The 25,232-nt window shown below is 61.4% G+C and carries 26 protein-coding genes and 1 pseudogene; 25 read left to right on the top strand and 2 right to left on the bottom strand.

Going from position 1 to position 25,232, the window contains the following annotated elements:
• The 18 genes from ATO6_RS24165 to ATO6_RS24080 form a co-directional block, all read left to right on the top strand.
• Positions 1-269: zincin-like metallopeptidase domain-containing protein (locus tag ATO6_RS24165; RefSeq protein ID WP_254919273.1), on the top strand; the 269-nt coding region annotated here is incomplete at its 5' end.
• A gap of 23 nt (positions 270-292) precedes the next feature.
• Positions 293-502, top strand: coding sequence for a DUF6330 family protein (locus ATO6_RS24160; RefSeq protein WP_012187068.1), 210 nt, complete (start codon positions 293-295; stop codon positions 500-502).
• Between the two features lie 87 nt (positions 503-589).
• Complete coding sequence (locus tag ATO6_RS24155) at positions 590-979, top strand: DUF3768 domain-containing protein (protein WP_088626490.1); 390 nt, start codon at positions 590-592, stop codon at positions 977-979.
• Positions 980-1,138: 159 nt separating this feature from the next.
• Positions 1,139-3,121 carry a ParB/RepB/Spo0J family partition protein gene (locus ATO6_RS24150; protein WP_088626489.1) on the top strand — a complete coding sequence of 661 codons (1,983 nt, stop codon included), beginning with the start codon at positions 1,139-1,141 and terminating at the stop codon, positions 3,119-3,121.
• A gap of 72 nt (positions 3,122-3,193) precedes the next feature.
• Entirely contained in the window at positions 3,194-3,787 is a 594-nt protein-coding gene (locus tag ATO6_RS24145) for a hypothetical protein (RefSeq protein WP_025042408.1), read from the top strand.
• A complete protein-coding gene (locus ATO6_RS24140; protein WP_088626488.1) occupies positions 3,787-4,440 on the top strand; it encodes a hypothetical protein in 654 nt (217 codons plus the stop codon). Before ATO6_RS24145 ends, ATO6_RS24140 begins: the two co-directional genes overlap by 1 nt.
• Before the next feature lie 126 nt (positions 4,441-4,566).
• Positions 4,567-4,893 carry a type II toxin-antitoxin system PrlF family antitoxin gene (locus ATO6_RS24135; protein WP_005668772.1) on the top strand — a complete coding sequence of 109 codons (327 nt, stop codon included), beginning with the start codon at positions 4,567-4,569 and terminating at the stop codon, positions 4,891-4,893.
• Positions 4,890-5,408 (top strand): type II toxin-antitoxin system YhaV family toxin, encoded by a 519-nt coding sequence (locus ATO6_RS24130; RefSeq protein ID WP_008282927.1) that lies wholly within the window; start codon positions 4,890-4,892, stop codon positions 5,406-5,408. Before ATO6_RS24135 ends, ATO6_RS24130 begins: the two co-directional genes overlap by 4 nt.
• A 94-nt stretch (positions 5,409-5,502) precedes the next feature.
• The gene (locus ATO6_RS25265; RefSeq protein WP_176441093.1) at positions 5,503-5,667 is read left to right on the top strand and encodes a hypothetical protein; all 165 of its coding nucleotides are present in this window, start codon (positions 5,503-5,505) and stop codon (positions 5,665-5,667) included.
• Positions 5,657-5,809 (top strand): hypothetical protein, encoded by a 153-nt coding sequence (locus ATO6_RS24125; RefSeq protein WP_009820264.1) that lies wholly within the window; start codon positions 5,657-5,659, stop codon positions 5,807-5,809. Before ATO6_RS25265 ends, ATO6_RS24125 begins: the two co-directional genes overlap by 11 nt.
• Positions 5,810-5,911: 102 nt before the next feature.
• Positions 5,912-10,174 carry a strawberry notch-like NTP hydrolase domain-containing protein gene (locus ATO6_RS24120; RefSeq protein WP_088626487.1) on the top strand — a complete coding sequence of 1,421 codons (4,263 nt, stop codon included), beginning with the start codon at positions 5,912-5,914 and terminating at the stop codon, positions 10,172-10,174.
• Positions 10,175-10,296: 122 nt separating this feature from the next.
• A complete protein-coding gene (locus ATO6_RS24115) occupies positions 10,297-10,683 on the top strand; it encodes a DUF6878 family protein (protein ID WP_088626486.1) in 387 nt (128 codons plus the stop codon).
• Between the two features lies 1 nt (position 10,684).
• On the top strand, positions 10,685-11,146 hold the full coding sequence (locus ATO6_RS24110; protein WP_088626492.1) for a hypothetical protein: 462 nt from the start codon (positions 10,685-10,687) through the stop codon (positions 11,144-11,146).
• 100 nt (positions 11,147-11,246) lie between these two features.
• Complete coding sequence (locus ATO6_RS24105) at positions 11,247-11,549, top strand: hypothetical protein (RefSeq protein ID WP_088626485.1); 303 nt, start codon at positions 11,247-11,249, stop codon at positions 11,547-11,549.
• 124 nt (positions 11,550-11,673) lie between these two features.
• Positions 11,674-12,402, top strand: coding sequence for a DUF736 family protein (locus tag ATO6_RS24100; protein WP_088626484.1), 729 nt, complete (start codon positions 11,674-11,676; stop codon positions 12,400-12,402).
• Positions 12,403-12,557: 155 nt separating this feature from the next.
• Entirely contained in the window at positions 12,558-13,094 is a 537-nt protein-coding gene (locus ATO6_RS24095; RefSeq protein ID WP_254919272.1) for a hypothetical protein, read from the top strand.
• Between the two features lie 148 nt (positions 13,095-13,242).
• Positions 13,243-13,686, top strand: coding sequence for a rhomboid family intramembrane serine protease (locus ATO6_RS24090; RefSeq protein WP_088626482.1), 444 nt, complete (start codon positions 13,243-13,245; stop codon positions 13,684-13,686).
• Between the two features lie 323 nt (positions 13,687-14,009).
• Positions 14,010-15,422, top strand: coding sequence for a hypothetical protein (locus tag ATO6_RS24080; protein WP_088626480.1), 1,413 nt, complete (start codon positions 14,010-14,012; stop codon positions 15,420-15,422).
• Between the two features lie 515 nt (positions 15,423-15,937).
• On the opposite strand, the gene ATO6_RS24075 is transcribed toward ATO6_RS24080, so the two are convergent.
• Complete coding sequence (locus ATO6_RS24075; RefSeq protein ID WP_217899062.1) at positions 15,938-16,786, bottom strand: ImmA/IrrE family metallo-endopeptidase; 849 nt, start codon at positions 16,784-16,786, stop codon at positions 15,938-15,940.
• A gap of 40 nt (positions 16,787-16,826) precedes the next feature.
• Positions 16,827-17,147 carry a helix-turn-helix domain-containing protein gene (locus ATO6_RS24070; RefSeq protein WP_197060298.1) on the bottom strand — a complete coding sequence of 107 codons (321 nt, stop codon included), beginning with the start codon at positions 17,145-17,147 and terminating at the stop codon, positions 16,827-16,829.
• 191 nt (positions 17,148-17,338) lie between these two features.
• Here ATO6_RS24070 and ATO6_RS24065 point away from each other — a divergent pair, with 191 nt between their 5' ends.
• The 7 genes and pseudogenes from ATO6_RS24065 to ATO6_RS24030 all read left to right on the top strand — a co-directional run.
• Positions 17,339-18,592 carry a nucleotidyltransferase gene (locus ATO6_RS24065; protein WP_088626478.1) on the top strand — a complete coding sequence of 418 codons (1,254 nt, stop codon included), beginning with the start codon at positions 17,339-17,341 and terminating at the stop codon, positions 18,590-18,592.
• On the top strand, positions 18,577-19,056 hold the full coding sequence (locus ATO6_RS24900) for a hypothetical protein (RefSeq protein ID WP_141102075.1): 480 nt from the start codon (positions 18,577-18,579) through the stop codon (positions 19,054-19,056). Before ATO6_RS24065 ends, ATO6_RS24900 begins: the two co-directional genes overlap by 16 nt.
• A complete protein-coding gene (locus tag ATO6_RS24055) occupies positions 19,046-20,089 on the top strand; it encodes a CBASS cGAMP-activated phospholipase (protein WP_088626477.1) in 1,044 nt (347 codons plus the stop codon). The genes ATO6_RS24900 and ATO6_RS24055 overlap by 11 nt, the downstream gene beginning before the upstream one ends.
• Before the next feature lie 794 nt (positions 20,090-20,883).
• Positions 20,884-21,813 carry a DUF2493 domain-containing protein gene (locus tag ATO6_RS24050; protein WP_088626476.1) on the top strand — a complete coding sequence of 310 codons (930 nt, stop codon included), beginning with the start codon at positions 20,884-20,886 and terminating at the stop codon, positions 21,811-21,813.
• A 536-nt stretch (positions 21,814-22,349) separates the two neighbouring features.
• Positions 22,350-22,556: a hypothetical protein gene (locus ATO6_RS24040; protein WP_007120662.1), complete on the top strand. Its 207-nt coding sequence runs from the start codon at positions 22,350-22,352 to the stop codon at positions 22,554-22,556.
• Positions 22,557-23,073: 517 nt separating this feature from the next.
• A complete protein-coding gene (locus ATO6_RS24035) occupies positions 23,074-23,667 on the top strand; it encodes a transposase (RefSeq protein WP_088626474.1) in 594 nt (197 codons plus the stop codon).
• A pseudogene (locus tag ATO6_RS24030) lies at positions 23,654-25,180 on the top strand (relaxase/mobilization nuclease domain-containing protein); the annotation flags it as partial. The gene ATO6_RS24035 and the pseudogene ATO6_RS24030, both read left to right, overlap by 14 nt.
• Positions 25,181-25,232 lie beyond the last annotated feature (52 nt).

Raw genomic sequence — 25,232 nt, 5'->3', positions numbered from 1 at the left:
AAACCGTTCTCATTGCCGGAAAATTTCAGAATGGGGCTGGACTGTCAGGATATGTGGCTGAATTGACCTCGGTGTTCCTGGGTCAGACGCTCGGCTTCACGGCGCATACGCTCGAGATGAATGCCGCCTATCTCCACAACTGGTTGCGCGTTCTTCGGTCGGACAAGGGCGCGATCTTCAAGCACGCCGCGGATGCGCAGCGCGCCTGCGACTATCTGATCGCCAGATCGGAGGTGGGCAGGGCAGGGCGCAGCGCCGAGGCCGCCTGACCACACGGAGAACGGAGACTCCCATGTCACGCAAAGAACCCAAGACGCTGCGGGTGGCCTGCTTCAACGACGGCCGTCGCAAGATCATCACCTTCAAGCGCGGTGCCTATTGGTGGAGCCAGTCCGAGGGCGCTTATCCGTTCTCGGCAGCGCTCGAGAGCATCAAAGAACACGGCGGCTGGATCGAAACCATCCCCAACCCGAATTACAGAGCCAGAGGGCTGTTCGGGTAGGGCACCTTCTGCTTCGGTCCTTCCGCCAAGCAGAAAAGTGAAAGCGGGCTTTGGGAAGGGTGTTTCAACTTCTCAAAGGAGATCCCCATGTCCATGAATGTTCAACCCCAGCCAGACCGTCCGGATCAGAGTGTGATCGCGGCGCAGAACGACGCGTTTCGCAAGCTCGCGTGCCTTGGGGTGCCGCCCGCGCAGCCCATCCAGGGCCGGATGCATGTCACCCGCTCGCTCATGGAGGCCGGTGACGGCTTCATGGCCGAGGCGGTGAAAGCGACAGGTGAGTTTGCCACATTCGAGCCCGAGAATGATCCGGAAGGTTGGCACGATTTCGGGGCGGTCGAGATCCGGGGCGAAACCGTGTTCTGGAAAATTGATCTCTATGAGGCGGGTTCGGACTTCCGCTACGGGGCTGAGACCCCGGACAATCCCGCCACCACCGTGCGCGTGCTGACCATCATGCTGGCGCGCGACTGGTAGAAGGGCAGGGGGACTCCTCCCCCTGACATCCGAGACGATGAAGGCCCACTGACCCCTCAAAGGGAAAGTGGGCCTTTTGTCGTGGTGATCCCTGAAGCCGGGGATTGGTCACGCGCGTGAAGGCGCGGGCCTCACCTCACTCACCTGGAAGGATATCCCATGACCACAAGCTTTGCCCCTCTCACCGTTGCCATCGGCGATCTTGTCGCCCACCCCGCCAATGTGCGCAGCGACTCCCCGGAAACCTATGATCCTGACAACATCGCGCATCTGAAGGCCAGCATCGCTGTGCTGGGCCTCCTGCAGCCGCTCCTGGTCCAGAAGCTTGACGGCAAATATGCTGTCCTCGCCGGTGGCCGACGCCATGCCGCGCTGATGGAGCTGATCGCCGACAAGGCCACCAAGGGATTCACGGCGAAGACCAAGGTCGACTGCCGCCTTGTCCCTGACGACTGCGACGTCACCACGGCCTTGTCGCTCGCCGAGAACATCACCCAGGCACCGATGAAAGCCATCGACGAGTTCGAGGCTTTCGCCCGGATGATGGAGGTCGACGGCCAGACGCCCGAGACGATCGCAAAGACCTTCGGCACCACGGTGGCCGCCGTGAAAGGCCGGTTGCGCTATGGCCTTATCCACCCCGACATCCGCGCCGCAGCCCGGGCCAAGACGATCACGCTCGATACGATGAAAGCCTTCGCCGAGCACCCGAGCCAGGAGGCGCAGCGCGAGGTCTTCGAGGCGCTCACGAAAGACGGCGGCTATTTGCAGGCCTATACCGTCCGTCAGGCTCTCAAATCCCGCGGCGTGCAGGTCAGCGATGATATCGGGGCTTTCGTGCGCGCGGACTACGAGGCGCGGGGCGGTGCTGTCGCGGCTGACCTTCTGGAAGAGCATTCCGTGCTTGAGGATGCGGCTCTGGTCGAGACCATACTGCTCGAGAAGCTTGGTGCCGCTGCCGAGGAGGCCCGCATAAAGCTGGGCTTTGCTTGGGCCGATGCGATGGTGCGCTATGATTACGCGACCATGGCCGATTATGGCCGGGTCTATCCCGGGCCGATCGATCCGGATGAGGCTGCCCAGAAGCGCGTGGATGCGATCACTGCTGAGCTCGAGAAACTCCAGCTCGAGATGGAGGATGAGGGGCTCGAGGACGGTGCCTACAATGCCCTTTACGAGCGCGTGGACGCCTTGGAAGAGGAAGCCCGCGATCTGCAGGAGGCCTACAGCGCCGAGGACCTCGCCCGGTCTGGGGTGATCGCGTCGTGGCAGGGTGGGCAGATCACGCTCCATGTTGGTCTCGTCCGCCCGGAAGACACCGTCAAAAAGGAGGGCGCGCGCGGCTCCTCGGCTAGCCCGACCGGGGAGGAGGCCCCAGACGCCGGCGAAATCACCTATCCAGCCTCACTGGCTGAGGACCTCAAGGCCGAGCGAGCCATGGCGCTTGGGGCCGCGATGGCGCTGCATCCGGAAGCCACGCTCGATCTGACGCTCTTCAAGCTGGTCGGTGACGTTCTGGCCAGCGGCATGGCCGTGACGCAGGCGATCAAGGTCGAGGCCCGCAAAGAATACCGCAGCCACGCCAAGATGGACGAGATCGACGAGACCTCGCTCGAGCAGGTTGCGGCGGCGCATGATGCGCTTGATCTGTCCTGGCTCGATGACAGCCGCGCGCCCGCCGATCAGTTCGCGGCGTTTCGCGCGCTCGAAGCAGGGGAGAAGGCCAAGCTCGTCGCCTATGCCACCGCCAGCACCACGCAGTCCTGCTTCGCGCGGGATCCTCGGCGCGACAGCCTGATGCATGACTTCGAGATCGAGATCATGCCCGATATCCGCGCCCACTGGACGCCGAACGCGGCGCTCTTCAACCGCTTCAAGAAGGCCTGGCTCCTGAAGATCCTCGGCGAGGATCTGGGTCTCGCCCAGGAGGCGGTAACGCTGGCCTCGTCCAGCAAGAAGGAGATCGTCGCCTTCTGCGACAAGCTCTTCGCCGAGCCCTTCGCCACGCTCACGGACGCGCAGCGCGCTGCCGTGGCCGTCTGGTGCCCGCCCATGATGCAGACCGCCGGCGTCGCCTGTGGTGCGGCGGAGCATACCTCGGAATCTCCCGAGCCTGACAGCGAGATCGCGCAAGCGGCTTGAGTCCTCACGCGACCCGCGCGAGGCATTCCCCGCGCGGGTCGACCCTCCCACACCCAACCGAAAGACATCCCCATGGCTATTCTCAAGTTCTCTGCGTCCGCTGTTGCGGCACAGATCGCCCATGCGCGCGCCTGCAAAACCTTCCTGCCCAACTGGAACGGGCCCGTGGACAGGCCCGCCCTGATCCTGATCGTCGGCAATGGTGTGCATCTGCGCTCAAACGGCATCGATGGCACGACCACCCGCATCGTCACGACCGAACAGGCCGATCCCTCTTTCGCCTTCGCCGACGGCATGAACCCGTTTCGGGACACCGACTGGATGGCGCAGCGCCGCATGGCGTTTCGCGATCTGACCGGCCAGTTCTACACCGACATCCTGGATGACGTGCAGGTGCTCATCGACCGGGGGCGGGGTGCGATCCGGCTCGCCACCGATGGCCACAGCATCCGCGTCTTCGTGCGCCGGGCCTCGGACTATCTCATCGGCGGGACCTACGAGGTGCCCTCGGGCCTCGGCGGCACCTTCCGGGTCATCCTCAAGGATGCCTGCGACACCTTCGCGATCGTGCAGAACTGCGGCAATTGCGAGGATTTCGACGCCATGCAGCCCTACCGCGTGCCGCTCGATGCGCTGATGGAAATCGATGACCGGAGGGCGGCGTGATGGGTTGGCTCTTCTACACCGACGGCCGCGTCCAGACCTACGCGGATGAGAAAGCGGAGATTGCTCGGCTGTGCACCTTCGAGGGCGAAAGGCGCAAGACGGAACTGGTCAAAGCCTGCAAGGTGGGTTCGACTTGGTACGCGGCGGCAAAGGTCACAAATATCGACGGCACCCCTGTCGAAGACACGACCTATGTCACCGATGCGGATGGCTCCATCACTTTCGCCGCCGTATTCCTTACCCGATATGATGACGGCTGCTGGGGCTACAAGGACATGGAGGAAAGCGCGGGACCGGTCGAATCCCGCGCGCCACTGAGCCTATTGGCCCTGCTGTCCGAGCTGAAAGACCCAGACAGCTATGCTCATGCCTGGCGCCAGCGCTGCCAGGACTGGGCTGCGATCCCGGACTACGAGGAAGGCGACAAGATCAAGCTCGCAGCACCTGTGACGCTCACCGGTGGCAGTACCTGCCAGATTGTCACCGCGACCCACTACAGGCGCGGGCGGCAAAAGCGCCGCTGCTACCGCATCGAGGAAACTGGTGGGCTCGTACGCCTGTCGAAGGCCTCGCTTGCGGGCTCGGAGCTGCTCAGTTCCGCAAAAGGTGCTGCAAGCCCGGTGCTGGCGGAGTATCTCGCGGGGCGACATTAGGTCCTGCGCCGGACGGTTCATCGGCCTGCCCGGCGACAGCAGATCCTGCGGCTTATCTTGACATGGCAATGCGAATGCATTACCTATCGCAGGCAGCAAAGCCCCCCATTCTTTCAGGAGACTGCCATGACAGCGCTCGCACAAGACGTCTCGAAACTCACGGATCGGTATCAGACGACCGTGCCGGCGGGTGTGCGCAAACAGCTCAAGCTGGGCAAGGGCGACCAGATTCGTTACTGCACCGAGCCGAGTGGCAGGGTCTATATCGAGCCCGTGCGCAGCGACGAGGAAGATCCCGTGCTCGGAGCCTTTCTCGATTTTGTCGAGGCCGATATCAAGGCGCATCCGGACCGCATTCGGGCGTTCGATGGGGCTTTGCATGACCGTCTTGCAGCACTGGTCGGAGACGTTGACGTCGATCTCGATGCGCCGCTATCGCTCGAGGATGAATGAGCGGCGATAGCGTGCCCGCCCAAGCGCCCCTTGTCGTAAACGGATGGTCGATTTATGCGCATCCGCTCTTTCTGGATCAGCTCGAAGGGCTGATTGAAGAGGTCGAGGCGCGTAAGGCACGCGATCCTAAGACCTGGCGCAAGAAAAACCCGACGAAACGGCTGGCCGCCATCTTCAAGCTGGTCACCGAGGCCATACCGGCAGATCCGGGTGCCGCCGCCTTCCGGCAAGGCGGCACACTCGGCGATCACCGCAAGCACTGGTTCCGGGCGAAATTCTTCCAGCAGTATCGGCTGTTCTATCGGTTCAACAGCGATGCGAAGGTGATCGTGGTGGCCTGGGTGAACGACGACAAGACCCTGCGCGCCTACGGCAGCAAGACGGATGCCTATGCGACGTTCAAAGGGATGTTGGAAGATGGCAATCCACCTGACAATTTCGACGCGCTCTTGAAAGAAGCTGCAGCGGCGGGCAAGCGGTTCGAAACTTCCCTTGAAGCGGTGCCTGATCGGTAAGTGGGCCAGCTTGCTGTGACCCTTTGGCATTATCGTTTACGACGCCCCGCTGGAAGATGTAGCATCGGCTGATAATACGGTCGGAGAAAGCACAATGAATGAAACGGAAAAGGATAGGCAGTACCTCGGGTTAGAGGAGCAATGCGCGCCTGACCTGACGGGGCACCGTTTCCCAATTGCTGTGCACGTTGCAGACATGCCCGATGACCTCGGCAAGCTGCTGGATATCGGGCTCGAGGAGCATTTCCGTGGCGGCTGATGTCAATTCGTATGACGCGTGGTTTCGCGCGAAGGTGCAGGCCGCGCTGGAGGAGGAATGCACGGGAACATCTCAAGTTCAGGTGATGCAGGCCGCACAGGCATTGATTGATGCGAAACGGGAGGTCGAACCCAAGTCCTGACCAAGCCTTGGAGGTCAGCGCGGTCTGACCCCCGTCACCCTGAAAAGCGAAAGCGGGCTTTTTGTCCTTTGGAACTCAGACCCTGATCCAAAGGAAACCCCCATGTCCAAGCCCAAACCGGCAAATCCGGCTCTCTCAATCTCCGACACTGACCTCGCCTCTGCCCTCGTGCAGATCGGTGCGGAGGTCGACCACCAACCCCTGCGCAGTTCAGCGCTGGCGCGCATCATGCGCGAGACGTTTCATGGCAGCGATGCCGGGGGCGCCTGGGACTGGCGCATAGCCTATGACCTGATGCAGGCTGCGGCTGTCCAAGTGCTGCTGCGTGGGAACGGCGTGGCAGATGACATCGCCGCTGCAAAGCTGCTTGCCTCTCGGCTCCTGACGGAAACCCGCCGGTCAGAGCAGCAGATCCGGCTGCAGCAGTTTTCCACGCCGTTGCCTTTCGCGGCAATGGTCGTGCGGGCGGCAGCCATTCGCAAGGGCGAGACCGTTCTGGAGCCCTCGGCTGGCACCGGTGCCCTGGCTACTTTCGCCGCCCGGGCCGGTGCCACGCCTTTGCTCAACGAGATCGACCCTTTTCGCCAGCGCCTCCTGCGCGCGGTTTTCGGCGGCAAGTTGACGGGCCATGACGGCGAGCATATCGACGATCTGCTGCGGACGCCGGTTCTACCCGACGTCGTGGTGATGAACCCGCCCTTCGCCTCCTCGGTCGATCGCTCCCGGGACAAGCACATCGCCGCCAAACATCTTATCGCAGCTGCAAAGCGTCTGGCACCCGGCGGGCGGCTGGTGGCGATCATGCCGCCGGGATTCACGCCCGAACGCGATTCCGCGTATTGGTCCCGCGCCTGCGGTTTGCTCACGCCGCGCTTGGCGTTGCCGATGCCAGGGCAGGTCTACCGCAAGCTCGGCACCTCTGTCGAAACCCAGCTCATGGTCTTCGACAAGGTGCAGGAGGACGGCGAAATGATCCGCGTCCCTGTGCGGGATCTGGATGAAGCCTTGGCATATGTTGATGCCGTGGCCTCAACCCGGACCGAGATGCGCCCCGTACAACAGGCAGCGGCGATCCCTATCGGGCGGCCGACCGTTCCATCCTCTGCTCCGCGCAAGACCGCCGCTGCGCCTGTCGCCGCCTCCCAACCACGGGCCAATGCCGTTGTCCCGCTCAGCTTCACAAGCTTTGAGGCCCCCCGTGACAACAAGCCGGTCTCGAATATCTATGCGCGCTACCGCCCGCAACGGATCGAGATCGCGGGTGCGCAGGAACATCCCACGCCGCTGGTCGAGAGCATCGCCATGGCTTCTGTCGCGCCGCCGGTGCCCTCAAACACGGGCAGTGATGACTTGCGCCTGCCTGGACGGTTGATCGAGGAGGGACATCTCTCCGAGGCGCAGCTCGAGACCATCATCATGGCGCATGATGCCCATGGGCGTGATCTGCCCGGTCGGTTTACCATCGATGACGACCAGACAAAGCTGACGCGCGCCGATAATGACCCGAATGCACGGGCCTATCGCCTCGGCTATTTCCTCGGCGACGGCACCGGTTGCGGCAAGGGGCGCGAATGCGCGGGGCTCATCCTTGTGAACTGGCTGGCCGGACGCAGAAAGGCCATCTGGGTTTCCAAATCCGCCACGCTTATCGAGGACGCCATCCGCGACTGGACCGATCTCGGCGGCTCACCCGCCGACATCCAGCCGCTCTCCAAATGGAAACCGGACCAGCCCGTCTCGATGGGCGACGGTATCCTCTTCGTCACCTACGCCACGCTGCGGTCCGCGGGCAAATGCGGCACCACGCGACTGAGCCAGATCCTCGACTGGATGGGTGAAGACTTTGAAGGCGTGCTGGCCTTCGATGAGGCCCATGCCATGCAGAACGCGGCAGGGTCCGAGCAGGGCAGGGGGGGCAAACCCTCGCAGCAGGGCCTTGCGGGCCTGCGGCTGCAACTGGCAGCACCCCGCGCCCGCGTCTTCTACATCTCGGCCACGGGTGCCACGAGCGTGCACAACCTCGCCTATGCCGCGCGGCTTGGGCTCTGGGGGCAGGGCCCCGAATACCCCTTCCCAAGCCGTGAGAGCTTCGTGTCGGCGATGGAAGCTGGCGGCGTGGCTGCCATGGAGGTGGTCGCGCGTGATCTTAAGACGCTCGGCCTCTACACGGCGCGCGCCCTCAGCTTTGATGGCGTGGAGTATGACGTGCTCGAACACGCGCTGACCCCGGCCCAGATCGAAATCTACGACGCCTATGCGGGTGCGTTTCGGACGATCCACCACAATCTCGAAGCCGCTTTGACAGCCACCGGCGTCAACGATGCCTCGGGCGAGACCAACGCATCGGCCGCTCGCGCCTCGGCCAAGTCCCGCTTCGAGAGCACGAAGCAGCGATTCTTCAACCATCTCCTGATGGGCATGAAGGCCCCGACCATCATCCGCGCCATCGCGGACGATCTGGCGGCGGGCAAGGCTTGCGTCATCCAGGTGGTCTCGACAGGCGAAAGCCTGCTGAAACGTCGGCTTGAGACGATGGATTCCGACGACGAGCTCGTCGAGGGTGCCTTGACGCCGCGCGACTATGTTCTGGGCTACCTCGAACAGGCCTTCCCGATCCATGCGCAAAAGCTGGTAGAGATCGACGGCAATATGGTGGCGGAACCCTTGCGGGATGAGACCGGCGCGCTCGTTGTCTCGCGCGAGGCGCTCGCTTTGCGTGACGCGGCCATGATGGAGTTGATGACGCTGGCGCCGATCCCCTCGGCGCTCGATCAGGTCCTCTGGGCCTTTGGCGACGAGGCCGTGGCAGAAGTCACGGGCCGATCAATCCGCCCTTTGAAGGCCGAGGATGGTCATCTCTTCATCGAGAAGCGCTCCGCCAGCAGCCATTCATCCGAGACCCAAGCCTTCATGGACGGCGAAAAGGATATCCTGATCTTCTCCGATGCAGGCGGCACGGGCCGGTCCTATCACGCGGCCCAAACGGCGAAGAACCAGAAACGGCGGCGGCACTATCTTCTGGAGCCCGGCTGGCGCGCGGATGCGGCCATCCAGGGGCTGGGCCGCACGCATCGCTCTGCCCAGGTCAGCGCGCCCTTCTTCCGGGTCTGCACCTCCGATGTGCATGGCGAGAAACGCTTCACGTCGACTATAGCCAAACGCCTCGACCAGTTGGGGGCCCTGACCAAGGGTCAGCGCGAGACCGGCTCGCAGGGCATGTTCCGGGAGGAGGACAATCTCGAAAGCCCGATCTCGCGGGCGGCGCTGCGTGGGTATTTCGCCGATCTTGCCGCCGGGCGCGCTGAGGCGATGAGCTACGAGAGGTTCACCGACTGGACGGCCCTGCGGCTGATCGACAAGGACGGGGTGCTGCTCGAAGAATTTCCCCCGATCCAGCGGTTTCTCAACCGGGTGCTTGCCCTTCCCATCCACATGCAGAACGCGCTCTTTGCGGAATTCATGAGGCGGATCGCCGATCAGACTGAACTGGCGCGCGCGGCGGGCACGCTCGATCTCGGCGTGGAAACCCTGCGTGGCGAAAAGATCGAGCAGGTCTCCACGGAAGATCTCTGGACCTGCCCGAAATCCGGCGCCGTGACGCGGATCATCGGGCTCGAGGTGACGGACCCGGTCCATGTCCTTGGGGCCGAAAAGGCCATATCGCGCAATCCCGACAAGCTCCCCATGGTCAATCGCGCCTCCGGTCGCGCCGCGCTCATCTCGGCGCGACCCATGCAGATGTATGACGAGGATATCGTGACGCTGATGCGCAAGGCGGTGCGGCCCAACGGGTCGAGCTATCTCGAAGAGGCACGGTTCGAGTCCTCGGCTTGGGAAGAGATCGGCAAGCCGGAGTTCGCAAGGCTTTGGGATGCCGAGGCCGCTGCCCTTCCCAAGACCACTACGACCAAGCTCTACCTGCTGACCGGCCTCTTGCTGCCGATCTGGAAGGACATTCCGACCACCAATGAGCGGATCTACCGTGTCAGGCCCGACGGGGCGACGGCCATGATCGGGCGGACGCTGAGCGAGGAAGGGGCGGCAGCGTTGCGTGCCCGCTTCCTCGTCTCCAATCCGCAAACGCCGCAAGAGATGCTGACCGCCGCCCTTGGCACCACCGCGCCACTCGATCTGGGCCGGGGTCTGACGCTGACCCGCCGCCGCGTCGCAGGCGAGACGCGCCTCGAGTTGGGCGGTGCGGATCGGGGCATGATCGACGGCCTCAAGGCGCTCGGCTGCTTCACCGAGATCATCGCCTTCCAGTTGCGTGTGTTCCTGCCGCATGGGGACGGGATCGACACGGGAAGCATTCTGGCCCGTATCGTGGGGCAGCGAGTCGCCAAGGTGGCAGAACAAGCCGCCTGAAAAGTCAAAGCGGGCTTCCGGTCGGGCGTCGCGGATCTGGGTTTCACCGGTCTGCGCTTTCCGGGCGCGCGCAGACCAATGCCACGCCCGGCCCCCCCAACTTCAGACAAGAGGACAGACCCATGACCAATCCCCAGATCGATTATGCCGTAATGGCGGCTCAATGGCGCGCGGAGCGCGAAACCACCTTGAAGGCATCCCGAACGGAGCTGCTCGCGCAACTACGTGCGCTTGGCATCAGCGAGGTCACTGCCGAATACGAAGGCTATGGCGACTCCGGCAATGTAGAGGATGTGACGGTGCAGCCTGCAGAGGTCCAACTGCCGGAGGCGCTTGCCACAGAGGTTGGCGACTTCGCCTGGTCGCTCGCCTATCACCATCACCCGGGGTTCGAAAACAACGAGGGCGGCTACGGCACGCTGACCTGGGACATAGCACTAGACAGCATCATCCTCGATCACGCGGACCGCTATGTCGAATGCTCGCACAGCTATGACGAGGGGCTTTGAGATGGCCCATCCGCTTCATCATGCTGAAAGCTCTGCCCGGAAATTCGGCGGGGTGCCGTCTGACTATCAGTCTGTGCACGATTGGTTTGACGCCTCGAAAGAGCACCTCGCGCTCTTCACGCACCGCGCCATGCGTCACCATGCGCAAGGCCTGTTTGAGGCCGAACGGGTTTTTGGCCTGACACTGACCAATAGTGCGGGCCGCGACATCCCCGTGCGCTGGATCGGCGAGCAGCATATCCGTGAAGACTGCCAGGGCCGCATCCCGAGCATGGCGGACTGGCTGCGACGGATCCAGCCCGAGCCATGGATGGCCAATGGCCATATAAACCGGCATGTCGGCTCCGAGCCCTGCGGCGACCCAAGGGTTGCCTGGGCCTCCGAGGTCGCCGCCGGACGAACGGTTCTTGGCCTGAAGGATTGGATGGCGGCGCGCGCGATGCAAGCGGCGCAGAGTGCCTGACAGGACCCGGCTTTTTGCCAATTGAATGCTGCATGGAAGCCCGGTCGGAAGATCGGGCTTCTTGCGTCGTTTCTCTACCATTCTTCTTAAGGAGGTTCGCATGACACTCGATGAAATCAAGGCCGCGGTCGATGCCGGCCAGACCGTGCACTGGGCCAATACCGGCTACGTTGTCCACAAGGACTGGCTCGGTCAGTACCTGATCACCTATGTGCCGAACGGCAGCTGCATCGGTCTGACCGACCGGGGCGGGCACGGGTTGAACGGAAAAGAGGCGGAGTTCTTCATCGCGCGATCGGAGGACGGCGCGGAAAATCCGGGCAGCCAATCAAGACCAAACGGGCAGGGGAGGGGCGTAGCACTAGGAGGCGCGGGGGCATTCCCACTCGGACGGCAGCTCTGACCCGCGGGCGGGGCTGAAAGGAAAGCAGGCTTTCTGATTTGTGATCCCTCAAGGGGTCGAGAAAGCAATCCCGGATGCGTTGGCAAGAACGTCAGGCACCGGCCAATCCAAAAGGAACCATCCCATGTTCGCAGGAACCCTCACCCGCAATGTCGAGACCGCAGCCGCTCAGTACACCGGCATGATCAACTCGACGCGCTTTGACATCGCCATCCAGTTGGAGGCGCGGGCCAAGATGTCTGAACGCAGCCCGGATTTTGACGTGACGGCAGTTAACAAATCAGGCCGCAAGGTGCGCATCGGCACGGCCTGGAACGAGACCGGCAATACCAGCGGCAACCCCTACATCTCGATGCAGATCGATGTCGGCTTGGGCCCCTTCCGGGTCAACGCGGTGCAGACGAAAGAGGCGCGCGCGGCCCAGAGCGGCGAATTCGAGATCATCCCGCTGGTCTCGAACGGCCTGATGAAATCCGGCTCGATCTCGGGCGAGCTCACCGCTATGGACGCCGACAACGCCTTCACTGGCTACATCGCCAACATGATGTTCGATCTGGAGTTCATGCTGATCGAGAACAGCTACAAGACCGAGGAGACCCACCCCGATTACCGCATCGAGGTCAGCTCGCCCCGTGGCACACCGATCCGCGTCGGCTCGGCCTGGATGGCGAAAAGCAGCCGCACGGGCAATGACTACCTGTCGCTGCTGATCAACACGCCCGATGGCGACCTGCGCGTCAACGCCGTGCAGAACGAAGAACAGCGCGGCGGGCAGACCTTCTCGATCATCCCGTTCATTGACAGCGGTGAGCAGCCGCAGGACGCAGGTGCGGGGCTCTCGCTGGTCGCGTGATCAACGCGTGAGATTAGACGATCTGAACCGAGAGGGGAGCCGTGGGACCACGGTTCCCCTTTTTCCATGTCCGTTTGCGTGAAGGACGCCACCCGCTTGCGATCAGGTGTAAATGTGATACGATAATATATTATCGCAACATCGAGGGCGGGCGCGTGGCGGCTAGATCAGGGACGGTTCCATGGTTCGAGAGCTTTAATGTTGAGGCAGAGGTTGAAGATCTCCTCGCTCATATCGAGCGCTGCACCGGATTTGCGCTGCCTGACCGCAAGCGTGATGTCATCATGACCCATGCAAGGGCAAAGCTCGACAAGAACCTGCAGGCGTATCTGGACGCCAAGGCAGCAGGAAAGCCGGTGTCCACCTCGCGGCGTGCGTATCTGACCGACCTGCAGGAAACGATCTTCATGGCGATCCCGGAAGAGAACCTCGCGCGGATGCCGCTGAGCGAGCAGGTCCTTAACGACCCGTCATTTTACGCGGACGCCATGCACCATGCCGCTGCGATCAGTGAGGATGAGCTTTTCATGGCGCTGTCCTCTTCACTGAAAGACATGACAGTCCAAGACGCCCGCGCGTTCGTCTCGAACCTGTGGCACAGCACGATCGATGACAATGCCCGCAAATACGCCGAAGCCCTGAAGCGTCCCGAGCGTGAACCGCAGCTCTTTCGCCCGGGGAACACCGTGTAAGATCGAGGCCATTTTCTTGGCTTGGGCTGTGACCAAGTTGGCCGCCTCGAACCCCCTTTCCCGGAGGTGGCACCCTGTGGAGCGCGCGAAAGCCGTTGAAGGTGCTGTGGTGACGTCTACTGTCGCCAACATGATGAACCGGGATCACATGCGCGCCTTCTTCCGGCGCGCCGCGGGGCTTGTCGCCTTTGTCGCACTGCTCTGGGCGGTTCACCTCCTCAATTGGATCATCGGGTACGGTTTGAACCCGGCCTTCGGCCTGATCCCCAGATATCTCGGCGGGTTGGACGGTGTCATCGCCATGCCCCTCCTGCATGGAAGCTCCGCCATCCATATCGGTGCGTCAGGGCTGGTCTTCGGCTGGTTCGGCTTCCTCGTTGTGCGCGGTCTTGTTGATCGCTCCCCGATCACGCTGGGCGCGGCACTACTGGTCGGTGTCCTCTATGGCTCCCTTCTCTGGGGCGTTCTTCCGGGCCAACCCGGCGTCTCGTGGGAGGCGCATCTCTTCGGCGCCATCGCGGGCGCTGCCGCGGCGTTACTGGTCCGAACGCGTGTCCATGCGCCGCGCTTGGGCGACGTCGATCTGGACTGAAACAGTGCAATCGGCCCTAACCTGCCGGTCGAAACGGTCGCGCCGCTGCTGCACGGCTTCCCCAGACCAGTCGCTCATCCTTGCTGCGGCGAGAAGGACAGGGCAATGTCGCCGACGCGGGACCTTCCAACCGTTCGCTGCAGGTGCAGTGTCACTGACCACGTTACCTCGGACACCGCTCCGATGGCGCTGGGAACGGACCTGCGCAGCTGCGGCGAAGACCTCGACTGCGACCAGAAGGCTGTGCCAAAGCCGACATTGGCAATCCGCATTCAACCTTACACGGTGCGGGAGCATCAATAGCAGCGCCGAAAGGATCTGTTTTGAAGGAAATTTCTGAAATCCGCTTCAACGCAATTGCCGGCTATGCCCGACACCCGAGGGCGGCGCTGACTGGTGAGGAACTGGCTTACTACGAGGCGGAGGATGGGAGCATTCTCGGCCTGCTCATCAGGGACCGGACAGACGGTGACTTCGCGGGAATGGCCTTTGGCCGCGACGCGAAACTGCGCTTCCGGTGGACTTCCATGACCAATTTCCTCGAGAGCCCGGAACTGGCGCACGACGCATTGGCGGAACTGATGACCAACTTGCTCGATGAGCCGGACGAGTTTCATCACCAAGGTGATGAAAAGGGTGGGCCGGTCGATTTCTTCACTCCGGTGCACCCACCAGAAGTCTTGCACCCGGACTTCCAGCAGGTCGCATCCGAAATTGGGTTCTTTCCTGCCCGGGGCATAATCGAACCAATGATGCGGTGGCACGAGGATCTAGATGGAAACTTCGTGGAGCAGTTCCAGTCGACCGCTTTCGACCAGCGGATTTGGGAACTTTACCTTTTCGCAACGCTCATCGAACTTGGGTTTTCCCTAGATGCGACGCATGCTGTGCCCGACTTCATCGGCACAAGCTTGTTTGGGCCCATCACCGTCGAAGCGGTGACGGTTGGACCGACCCGGCGAGGCGCTGAAATCGTTCCGCCACCGCCCGTTGAGACCGAGGAACAGATGGAAGCGTATCTGTGGGACTATATGCCGATAAAGTTCGGCAGCCCATTGTTCAGCAAGCTAAGGAAAAAATACTGGGAAAAGGAGCAGATCGCTGGTGTGCCGCTGGTGTTTGCAATCGCGGACTTCTCATCGCCCGGCTCCATGATCCACACCCGATCCGCACTCGAGCGTTATCTCTACGGGTACTCCTTTGACGCCGCACGCGACGAGCAAGGAAGAGCCGTAGCTCAGCCCATAAAGATCATTGAGCACCGTTGGGGGGATAAGGTGATACCCTCCGGCTTCTTTGACATTCCGGACTCGGAACATGTCAGCGCCGTTATCTCCACAACCGCTGGTACGATCTCAAAATTCAATCGAATGGGGATTCTGGCCGGGTTCGACGCGGGCAATGTTTTGATGACGCGCACTGGCACTGTCGTCGACTCCGATCCCGTAGCGAGGGACCCGCTGCTCTTCAAGGCGATCGTGAACGCCAAAGGATACCATGAGAGCTGGGTGGAAGGACTCAACGTCTATCATAACCCGCGCGCCATCATTCCGCTTGAGGAACACCTCGTACCTGGTGCCGCGCATCACCATTGCGACGCGGAAGGCAACTGGACAACAACAGCCCCCCGCTTCCATCCTCTGGCATCAAGTACCGAAATCCTAGGCGGCGTGAATGTCGCTCAAGCGCTCGCGGATTTTGAAGGTCCTGCGATCCGGTTCTGGAAAAAACCTTAGTGGCGAGCCTTATCTTGACGGCCCTTCGCCAGACTATTTCCGTTGTATAGAAATGGTTTGCAGGTAGCCTGCGCGCCTGTCACTTGTCGCAAGGTCATGCCAAGATGGGGTGTTCGGCTCGAGGTCTTGGCCAAACTGGAAGTTGCCGTCGTGATCGCGGAAATCATGGAAATCTGACCCAAAGGGCCTTCCCGATGATGGCGGCCTTTCGCGACGGTCCCGCGTTTCATGCTGCGGCGCGCTCGAAAGGCGGCTTCTAATGGTCGGGCTGGGACCAGCGACCGGCCGAAATGGGCCAACTGCTTACGCTGCACCTGCATTCTCTGCGTCAAGCTCGAGTGTCGCAGATGGGATCGAATCGTCGTTCCCCAACGCGGAGATTCCACTGCGATCGCCGGTCGCCAGACGAACGACATGTGCGGCTCAATACCGTCGGTCTGCCCCGGCCGATGCTGCGCTGCCGCATCCCTGGAAGCCGACGTTCGACAGCTGTCGCACCGCCACCAAGCGAAGGCTCACCTCTGGTTGGGTTTCATGAAATGATCGAAAGCGTCTTCCACCTGTTCTTCGTCAATCTCTGCAACAGGAGAAGCATTTTGGAGCAGAAGTAGCGACATGCCCAGTTCATATTGATCAATCACGAGCGGATATTCGAGCACTTCTTCGCTCAACCAAATACCAGGACGATGTCTGACTGGATCATCGATGTCCGCATAGCTCGGATTACATCTGACAGGCGATGCGACGGGAACTGCCTTCGGCGAGAGGCCAGCAGTCCTGATGAATGCTCCGGATCGCAACGCAGGTTTGCTTGGTTTCGACCAGAGGATGAAATCATCCTTGGAAACAACCAGCACGGCTCTTTTTTGTGTATAGCCTAGCCACCTTAGGGTCGCCGCGGTCAGGGAAACACCAAATTGTTGCGCCACTTCATTCAGGTCCGAGAACGTGGCATCCATACTGTCAGGAATAGCTCGACGGAAGGCATCAAGAGGCATTAGAAGCGATGCTGCGAACAGGTTAGCTTCAGCTTCGATTTGGTTGTATTCGCTGTCCCAAATTGCAAGATCTTCTGGAGTACATGACACGCCATCTGGGTATTTCAGACGATGCACTAGATAGTGCCCAAACTCATGAGCGATGGTAAATCGAATACGTCCGCGGGATGTTATTCGTGTCGAATATCCGATCCGCCAACCATCCCCCTGTCTGTTACCTTTTCGCAAGATTCCATCAAAGTCTGGAAAATCCCTCGGCACTATTTTAGTGATGGGGTCGTTTGGATACACCTTGCTAGTGTATTCCACAGCTAAACGTTCCACATCGACAGGAAAACGATCCGGGCCGTGGACAGCGTTCAGCATGAGGGTAATCTTGTTCGCCCATCGCTCCGGGCCCATTTGTTCAATCATCCCAAAGGTCAATCATCTTGCGGATCGTATCCTGCTTCGCAGGATCAAGACCGCTAAACTTCCGAAAGAAAACTTTGTCTTCTGGTTTCAGATCGGCAACGTTGTTGATAGGCGTCCCAATCAGCACATCAACCGTCGTTCCCAAGACTTCGGCTATCGATGCAAGCTTGTCCGCTGAGGGTCTGGGTGGGTTCTTGTTCTCCAACTCCCAGATGTAGCTCTTGCTGCAGCCTGACTTTTCGGCCAGCTGGTCTAGGGTAAAACCCTTAGCTTTTCTCGCTGCATTGATCCTGTCACCCATCGGTGTGGTCAAGGTAAATCCTCCTGGAGCTTCAAGTTCAGACTAGACGCACTTTTCTTCCTTGACAAGAGCGGCGCTGAGTCGCATCTTGTTCGGAGTAGCGATATATTGCGTTCTAACTTCTCGAGCTTTGGCCAGATGTTGGCGACCTTGGTGATCGCACCCCATGATGCAGCGTCTGAAACAGACAGAAGGCGGAGAAGATGAACAAGCCAACATACGAAAACTTTCGCCCGTTCTCCGTGATTGGTGAGCGCTTGCTCACATCCACCGCTATCAAGATAGAGCTGCCGCCAAGCCAGCACGCCTTGATGGTGCAACGAAAGGCGGCCATCGAAAAGCATCTTGAACGGGAGGGCAGCCCGTTGAAGGGACTAATCCGCCTGTTTTACCAGCAAGGCTCAGTGGCGATTGGAGCAACGATCCGAGCGAAGTTCCGGCAAGAGGGTTTCGACATCGACATCATCGTCGAGCTGCTTGAAAGAGGCAATCTGACGCCGGCCGAGGTCCTTGATCTCTTGTATGAAGCCATGCGCGGCGAGCCCGGTTCGCGCTACTACGATTGCACCGAACGCCAGAGCCGGTGCGTCACGGTGTACTACGCCGACGGCATGCATCTTGACCTTTCGCCGGCAGTTCTGCTGGACGAACGAGATCCGCGCCGCAGCCACATCTTTCATTCCAAAGTGGAGGAGCCGCGCTGGAAAGATACGACAATCTTGACAAATTGCTTTGGGTTTGTCGCCCACTACAATGCGCGATGCCCCATCGATCAAGTCTTTGCTGAAGACTATGGCCGCTTGGTGAGAGATGCAGACTTGCAGATGCAAGTTATGATGAAGGACGCTGACTCGGCTCCGGTCCCAGTCCATTCGACGGTTGTTGGTGGAAAATCTGCTGTCACTGTTGCGTTGCAACTGCTCAAGCGTAACCGTAACATTCGGTGGTTGCCTCGAAACCGTCGGATGCCTGCTTCAGTAATGTTCAGTTGCTTGGCACTGGAGGTCGCTGAGGCCGGAAAAACAATCGGGCAAAATCTTCAGGTAATTGCCGAACACATTCTGGGCCGTTTGATCCGGGCAAAAAGTGTCGGCGAGTTGCTTCATGTCGAAAACCCCGTATGCTTGGGCGATGTTTTCACGGATCGATGGCCAGTAGACCAAACCGACCAAGACCTCCTGATTGGCGACATGCGCCTGCTTTTGCGGCAGCTGGCAGAGCTTTTCGACGATCGTCGGTCTTTCAAGGACCGATCCAAGACGCTGGAGGAAATGTTTGGTGAAACGGTCGCCAAGCAGGTCGTTGATGAATTCGCCGTCGAAATGGGCCAATCCGTAAGATCGGGCAGCCACCTTCTGGGCGCAACGGGCGGAATCCTAGCGACACCAACCCTCGTCTCTGCCAAACCCGCGGCGCCTCGCAACACCTTCTACGGTGCAAAATGGTCAAAAAGCTGAAATCCCTGCTGTCCCAGGTGCAGGACATGGCACATGTCTGGCCGCAGTTTGAGGTGGCGCTCGGACCTGGCCCGAACTCTGTCGTCTGGTTCGGGCCGCTCAAGGGGCTTGAGCGGCCGTTCACGCTGTCCATCGAATATGGTCTGCCCGTTTCAGGCCTTATTCAGCGCCATCGCCTTTTTCCCGTTGTTCGCGTTCTGCGGCCATCTTTAGTCCTGAATTTCGACGCTGACGACGAGGCACCGCTGCCCCATGTCTACTTCGAGGCACCAGATTACCGCCTTTCCCCGCTTTGCTTGTTCGACCCGATGGCCAACGAGTGGAGCCCATCGCTGTCGATTGCCAAAACCACCGTCCCGTGGGCCGCAAGATGGCTGGCGTGTTACGAACTCTGGGAAGCCACTGGCAGGTGGCATGGCGGGGGAAGACATATGACTGAAGGGGACTCGAAAGATGCCGCGTGACAACGACTATGATCATACGGTTCCGCGTCGCTCGGATGGAACCAAGCAAACTCAGCGTATTGCTCAGCCTTGGCCAGCCAACAAGCCATTCAAAATTCTGTCGATTGACGGCGGCGGCATCCTTGGTCTGCTGCCAACTTTGGTGCTCGCCGAGATTGAGAAAAGGTACCTTGGTGGCGAACCGATTGGTCAACATTTCGACCTTATAGCAGGTACTTCGACCGGCGGCATCATCGCTCTTGGCTTAGGTCAAGGGATGTCCGCACAGGAGATCTCCCAAGTCTATATTGAGCGCGGTGACATGATTTTTCCACAAGGCAATCGTTTAACCAAATGGCTTCGGAGCCTTCGGCAGCTGGCTATGTATGGGTACAACAGAACGGCACTGGAACATGAGCTTCGCCGTATTTTTCAGACCAACTTGCTGGGTTCATCGAAGGTGCCGCTTTGCATCCCCGCTTTTGAAGGCCGCTACGGCGAGCCCTATATTTTCAAGACTCCGCATCATCCGGATTACAAGCGAGACCAGTATGAGAAGTTGGTCGACGTCGGGGTGTCGACTGCCGCCGCGCCGACGTTTTTTTCGGCGATCAAACGCGATGGATATACATTCATCGATGGGGGGGTTTGGGCCAACAACCCCGTCATGGTCGCGCTCGTCGATGCGCTTTCGTGTTTTGACATTCAACGGCGTCAGGTCCGGATCGTGAGTTTAGGCACCGGTCAAACTAGGTTCAGGGTAAGCCGCCGCCTGCAATTTGGTGGCCGTCTATTCTGGGCCTCTGGGTTCTACGCTGCTGCGATGCGATCCCAGTCGCACAACGCCCTGGGCCAAGCATATCTGTTGGTCGGGAAAGATCAGGTCCTTCGTCTGGACGCTCCAGAAACCGCAACTTGGATCGAAATGGACGATGTTCGGCGGGCCATAGATGAGTTGCCTAGCATAGCAAGATCTTTAGTGGAAAGTGCTGGGCATCATGTAGTGAAGGACTTCCTGGGCGTTGGTTCGGAAATAGAGCGACAGATTTCCTGATGTTCCGACTGTCAAGCGTGCGGTTTATGCTGCCGGTGATGGGGCGGCCAGGATTCCGGCAAGATGTGCTGCATTAGATCTTCCTACGCGATATACTTCGCTCCAGCCTGCATGACGACCGCTTTCTTGGCGTCGCTGCGTCTGGCTTGCCACAGCACCGACACGCGGCTTTCCGCCCATCACGTCGAATGCTTGGACAAGTAATCCGTATAGTCGTCAGCGTGGTCGCCAGCACATCAACCTTGGGCTAAGCCTGTCGGCCTCCCCTGCTCGGCTTCGCGTGTCGCAGGGGAGAACGGCCCTTCGGTCCGTCGCGCATTCGGCCATGCGGCCTCACCGCGGCGTTGCACCCGGCATCCCGGTTTGCCCGCCTCGCGAGCACGTCCCTCCTCGGCCGCTCCGCCGGATTGCGCTCCGGTCTGTTTTGGCCCGAGGCCAAAACGATCCCGCCGCTCCATCCGTCTCCCGCGTCCGGTCGGGCCGTTTGCCTGCTCGGGTCGGGCAAACCTACCGTCAAAACACACACACATGAGTGCGGAAGCATATCCTCCGGATGGCCCCCAAATCAGCCCGCGTCAAGGATCGCAAAACTTTTCGGCGAGGACGGCGCCAGTGGCTTGGGGCGGTCCCGTGCGTGAGCGCGCGCATGTGTCGGATGCCGCGCTCGGAAAACTTTTGCGCCCGGCAAGCCGGCGGCTGCGCCGTCCCTGACCCGGGCAGATTCGGAAACCAGGCATTCGGCCATGCCCCCACACTCACGTGGTGGCCTAGGAACCGAACACTGGAGACCAGACATGGCTTACGACACCGCAAACACCTACGAGACCATCGAGCTTTTCGGGCTGACCGAGAAGGACGCACAGCTGCCGATCCCGGAGGATCACATCCTGACCGACCGCATCATCCGCGAGAGCTTCGAGACCTTGCTCGGGCAGCTGCGCGGGACCGGGCTTGAAGCAGAAATCGAACCGCTGGCCCATGGGCTCGCGACGATCCTGCAGCGCCGCAAGGTGGCGCTTGGTAAAGAGGTCGACCGCACCGCCGACAAGATCGGCGCGCTGGCAAAAGCCCACGACGGATCGGAGATCGCCGAGACCGCGCTCGAAGAGGCGCAGGCGCGCTTTGTGCAGTTGCGCGAGATTGTCGGCGCCATCGAGGTGATGAGCGAGGCGGCGGCGGAATGCTACGAGATCGAGACGGGTCACGCCTTCATCCCGGCAGCCGGGTCGCGCGCAAGCGTCAGGGCGCAGGAGACCGGGGCTGTCTTCGAGGCGCGGCAGCTCCTCGAGCAGCACGACCGCGAAACCGCCGAGAAGTCGAAAGTCGAGGGGGTTCCCCTGATCGTCTCGGGCGCCACCGACTGGACCGATGTCGATGTGATCTTCAACACGCTCGACAAGGTTCGCGAACGGATCAAGCAGAACCGCAATCAGGAGATATTCCTCTGCCACAAAGGTGGCAAGCACGGGGCGGAGATGATTGCGGCCCGGTGGGCCCGGGCACGCGGGATCGCGCAGGCGCGCTTCGATCCGCGCTGGTCCGCGCACGGGCGGGCGGCACCGTTCAAGTGCAACGACGAAATGCTGGACGACAAGTTCGCGGCGACGGGGGTTGTTCTCTTCGGCGGCAACGGGGTCGCTCTGAACCTCGGGCAGAAGGCGGAAGCGAAAGGCCTGACGGTCATGCGGGTTGCTGACCCGGCGAAGAAGACTGCGCAGGATTGAAGAGAGGGGGTCGCGCTTGGCGCGGCCCTTTCGTCATGTCTCATGGCGCGTGCGGTCGGTTACGCGTGATCGGCAGCTCACGGCGTCCAGCACCGTCATCCCTCTACCCGGTCCGTCAGCGTGCGGCCCATCCGCATCGGTACGGGCTGGGGATGGTGCGCACCTCGCACATCGTCAGCAGCGCAAGACCGAGGGGTCGAGACGTCGCACATGAGGCTGAAGCCCTGCACGTCCCTCGGGGCGTGTTTCGGAACATCGCATCCACGCGGGCGGGCTCCGTCAGCTCCCCGGCCAGGCTTGGCGGGACGCGGACGGGGAAGGTGGCGGCTGCGTGATGGCAAAGATCATCCGGATCACCCCTTTTTGCTCATAGATGTGGATCGCACGGGGTCGGCCCGTCCGTGCCCTCAGCTCACGCTTCGGCAAGCACAAATATGGCTTCCACGGCGGAGCCGCGGACCCTCCGCATTTGCGCTTGCGACCGGGCCTCTTGCCCCCGTGCTGGCAGATCCCCATCGCAACAAGGAGTAACCCAAATGACCAACCACTACGTCGCCACCGTCCCCGTCAAGTTCACCGACACCGATGGCCAGGAGCGCACCCGTTTTCAGCGCGTGGGTGCGATGTTCCGCAACACCCGCAACGGGGACGGCTCGGAGTTCTTCAGCCTCAAGCTCGACTTCCCGGTCGCGGTCTCGGAGCTGGTGATGTTCCCACCGAGCGCGAAAGATCCCCAGGACTAAATCCTCTGACGAGGATGGGCCGCCCTAGCAGGATCTTGGGGCGGCCCGATCCCCGTTCCAGGGATGCCGGTCCCTGCGCGTTCAACGGACGCACTCCGCCCGGAAGGGTCAGGCCGCGACAGACCGGCCAGTCAGCCTCAAGGGGGCCATCCACAAAAACCTGTCGGCCAGGGCCTCCCGGTTTTTGCGGCAGAGATTTGGGGACCCAAATCTGGCCCTCCTTGACCCTGCCTGTCCGCCCTGTCGGTGGGGTTTGCGCCCGTCCGCGGTTCCGTCCGAACACATGCGTGTTCGGCCAGGCCCTCGGGCGGTGCTGGGGAAGGGGGCCCATTGGACGGATGGGGTTCTTGATGGTGAGGGGGCAGGCCCGCGCCCCTGCGGGTCGCGGGGGAAGCGGACACCAAGGCTGCCTGAGACTGAATGCAACGTAAGTATACAATTGACAGATAGGTATATTATCGTAAGGTAGGGTCAGCCTTGGTGGAAGGTGGCAGGAAATAGGGGGTCTTTCTTCCGCATGTCCCGATCAAAACGCCTGACAGAGATCGAGAAGATGCAGATCGTCCGCGAGGCCGCGGAGGGTGTGTCGACGGCCGAGCTGGCCGAGCGTTTCGAGGTCACATCGCGGGCCGTGCGCTACGTCTTGAAAGCCGATGCCGAGCGCCAGACCGATGCTGCCATCCCGGTTTCCGCCGTCAGTGTGAAGGTGACGGCCGCGGAGCTTGAAGCCCTCGACGCGGTGTTGGCGAAGGCGGGGATCGAGAGCCGGGCCGAGGGGCTGCGGCGGCTCATTCAGGCGGCGGGCGGGGTGTTCGTTCCGGACGCGCAGATGGCGGCAGAGATGGCGCGCTACCGCGCTTCACTGCACGAGGTCGGCAATGGGGTCGCGCAGATCGCCAAGCAGATGACGCGGGCCAACCGGATGGGGCAGGGGGCCGCGGGGGGCACGCGTGCCGAGTTCACCGAATTGCGCCTTGCGCAGATGCGCGGGTTGGCGCGGTTCATCCTGGATTCTGCTGACGAGATCGACCTGCTCCTGCGCCGCCGTCGAGACGCGATGCAGCTGCAGGCCACGGCCGCGCTGAGGGAGTTTGCCCATGCGGCTGAATGATGCCGTCCATGCCGTCACGGGCGAGGTCTTCCGGGATGGCTGGAGCCGCGTCCGGGGCTCGATGCAAGGTCTGCATGTGGCCAAGCAGACCCAGCTTACGCGCGCAGCAGCAGGGCACCGGCCGGCGGTCTTCAAGGCGATCCGGGGCGGCGGCACGCATACCAAATCGCAGCTCGCAAACCAGCTCGAGTACCTCACCACCAAGTCCACGCATATCGTCGACTCCAGCGGGTTCCTGGATGGCAAGACGAAGCTCGAGGCGGGCGACATCAAGGACCTCACCGAGCGCTTTGCCAAGCGGTGGGATGCGGGCTTCAAGCCCAAGCTGGGCCAGACCACCCACATGCTCATGTCCTTCCCCATCGGCACGCGCGGGGAGGATGTGCGCGACATCGCAACGGATCTGGCGGAGCGGTTCTTCCAGACCGACGCGGGGCATTTCGACTACATCATCGCGGTGCATGAGGACCGCGATCACCCCCATGCGCATCTGGTGCTGAACCGCCGCTCGCAGGAAGGCGAGTTCTTCTTTCTTGGGCGCAACCATCGCTTCAACTATGATGATTTTCGCCTCGCCATGGTCGAGGAGGCGGAGAAGTACGGCGTGCGGCTGGAAGCCACGCGCCGGGTCGATCGCGGCGTCGTGCATTACCCGGCCCGCACAAGCGAGGTCTATGCGGCGAAAGAAGAGGGGCGCGCACCCCGCGAGCGCGAACGCGTGGGACAGGACCTGACCCGGACGCTGGCGGAGATCACCAACACCAGAACCGTCTACCATTCGCTTGCCGCAGAGGCCTCCCGGGAGGCCCGGGAAGACATCGCCGCTGCGCTCTTCCGCGCGGGCGAGGTGCTGGCGCGCTGCGGGCAGGTGGACCGAACAGGAGATGTATATATGGCCGAGGATCAAAGCTTCGAGGATCTCAGAAGCCTCTATGCGGAGAAGCTCGCGCGGGTGCAGGGCATGATCGCCGAGAAGTCTGACGCGGAACGTCCCGTGCTGGAAAAACGCCTCATCGAGATCCAGACGCAGGTCCAGCACATGCAGCCCTTGGGGCTGCGATCATCCACGCTGTCAGAGACCCCCTCGGAGGGCGGGATCTATTCCGAGGCCAATATCGACACCAACCAGCGCGAGCGACTGGCCGAGCCCGACCTGAGATCGCGCATTGACGTAGCACTACGGGGCACGGGGATCAGCACATCGGAAGTGGTGGCCCGGATCGAGACCGGGGCCTCGAGCGCCGCGCTGGAGCATCAATGGATCGCAGATGATCTCTCCCAGGTGGCCGAGGCACGCGATCTGAACCTTGAACGCCGCGCCGATCTGGAACAGGCGCGCGACATCCTGAATGACGTGCATGTCGCGCTCGGCACGCTTCTGGAACGGGAGAACGTGCTGCGCCGGGACGGCGTCGTGGAAGCCGAAGCGGTCAGCGAGCGGTTCCATTATCACCGGGACGCAGTCCGAGAGATGGAAGGGGCAATCCGTCAGGAGATGCGCGCAGACGGCCTTGTCTGACGTCAGCACCCATCGGACAGATTTAGGGGTTTGAGCAACGGAGGAT

This window comes from Oceanicola sp. 22II-s10i, from assembly GCF_002210105.1.
Classification (GTDB): Bacteria; Pseudomonadota; Alphaproteobacteria; order Rhodobacterales; family Rhodobacteraceae; genus Pseudooceanicola.
Note: the sequence above shows the minus strand (reverse complement) of the source record. Positions and strands in the feature narration are given on the sequence as shown.